General features: G+C 60.2%; 2 protein-coding genes and 1 pseudogene. All 3 read right to left on the bottom strand.

Annotated features, from left to right (window positions below; translation table 11 throughout):
- A pseudogene (locus A5699_RS05650) lies at positions 1 to 222 on the bottom strand (IS1634 family transposase); the annotation flags it as partial.
- 41 nt (positions 223 to 263) lie between these two features.
- Positions 264 to 1,118: a hypothetical protein gene (locus tag A5699_RS28955; protein ID WP_157561105.1), complete on the bottom strand. Its 855-nt coding sequence runs from the start codon at positions 1,116 to 1,118 to the stop codon at positions 264 to 266.
- 44 nt (positions 1,119 to 1,162) lie between these two features.
- On the bottom strand, positions 1,163 to 1,699 hold a 537-nt coding region (locus A5699_RS05640; protein WP_157561054.1), incomplete at its 5' end, for an IS630 family transposase.

Below are 1,699 nucleotides of genomic sequence, written 5' to 3'. Positions count from 1 at the left end.
AACCATATGGGCCCGAACGGCTTTCGGGGTGATCCCCAGATCTAACTCACCCTGGGTGTCATCGGCCAGCAGCCGGCGGGCCTCCTCGATGAGCAGACCCAACTCGGCGTCATCACGCGCAGAGCCCACATGACGAACAATCCGGCGGCGCCCGTCCACGGATTCGGCGATCTGGACTGCCGTCGCGCCCGAGGCCGTGCGCACTCGCCGAATCCAGACCATCCAGGCAGCCTACTGATCCAAATTAGTGCCTAGCAGGTGCACTAAGCTAAGGCATCACCGCAGGTCAACGCGCCGCCGCTCTCGAAAACAGGCCAAAGTGACCCAACTCGGGCGGCCCCGGTTAGATTTCCCCTTGCGCCAAGTGCCCCATCTGCGTGGCCTTTGATCTCGACTGGGCCGAGGTTTTTCGAACCATTCACCTCGCCCTCGGCGATACTTGCTCGCCCTTGGGCGGAACCCGTGGCTCCGTCTTTACGTATTTCGTAATTCGCTCCACCATGCGCGCCGAGGACCTCGAGACGCCAGTCGTATTCGCCGCCAGGCCCTTTTGCGCCGCCGACCTTATCCCATACGGCACCGCCGTGTTCACCCGTTTTGCCTTCAGCGATGAGCGGACCCTTCGGTTTGTCCGCTTTGACATCCTTGCCCCACTCGCCGACCTTTGTGCCCGGTGGAGGTTTTTCATGCCGGCCCTCCGCTGGCTTGAGGATGTCTTTGCTTTGCGGCGTGCCTCGGGACCCTTCAATCGATTTCACCTTCTGCTTGGGTACCGGCAGACCGCCAGGCGACGCTTCATCCTCTCCGGCATCCGGCTTGCCGTCCTCAGGATTCAACTTGAACGTGTGGTCCACCAATTGGATCAATCCGTCACGTCCGTCATCCTCGCCATCAAACTTTATTGTTTCGAGCTCGACCGCCTTGTCTTGAAGTCGTCTACCCACCAACGTGGCGGTCTCGACGAGTTGTCCGGCCGTCCAGCGAATATCCTCGGCGTGCTCGTTCGCTTCGGTCTGGCGCGCACGCATCGAGAAGAAGTCGACCCGCTTGGTATCGGTGATAGTCAAGTCCTCATCGACGCTGAATCCTGCGTCTTCAGCGGCGGTGATCGCGGACACGGCTTTGTCCTTGGCCGCCTTGATGTCGTGGCCACCATTCTCGGCTAGTGGTCCGTCTGCGATTTGATCTGGTTAAGAGTGGCTCTGCCGCGTTGGACTTTGGCGATGATGTCCTCGGCGGTGGCTTTCCAGATGAAGGGCTTGGGGTCAGCGTTCCAGTGCGCGGCCCATGCGGTGATGGCTTCGGTGAGTTCAGCGACGCTGGTGAAAACACCACGACGCAGTCGTTTGTCGGTGAGTTCTTTGAACCAGCGTTCCACCAGGTTTACCCACGAACTCGAGGTCGGGGTGTAATGCAGGTGCCACCGACGACGATCCTTGTGCGCCAACCACTTCGCGATCTCAGGGGTGGAGTGCGCCGACAAGTTGTCCAGCACGACATGTACACCGAGACCACGCGGAACGCTGGCATCGATCTGTTTGAAGAACCGCAACACGTCAGCGCCGGTATGCCCCTTGCGCAGGTCGGTCAATACCTCACCGGTAGCAACATTCATCGCCGCGAACAGATCGATGGTGCCGTTGCGTTTGTAGTCGTGTGTCATCGTTCCCGCGCGTCCGGGTTTCATCGGCAAGGATGG

This window comes from Mycobacterium sp. E802 (assembly GCF_001666875.1).
In the GTDB taxonomy this organism is placed as follows: Bacteria; Actinomycetota; Actinomycetes; order Mycobacteriales; family Mycobacteriaceae; genus Mycobacterium.
Note: the sequence above shows the minus strand (reverse complement) of the source record. Positions and strands in the feature narration are given on the sequence as shown.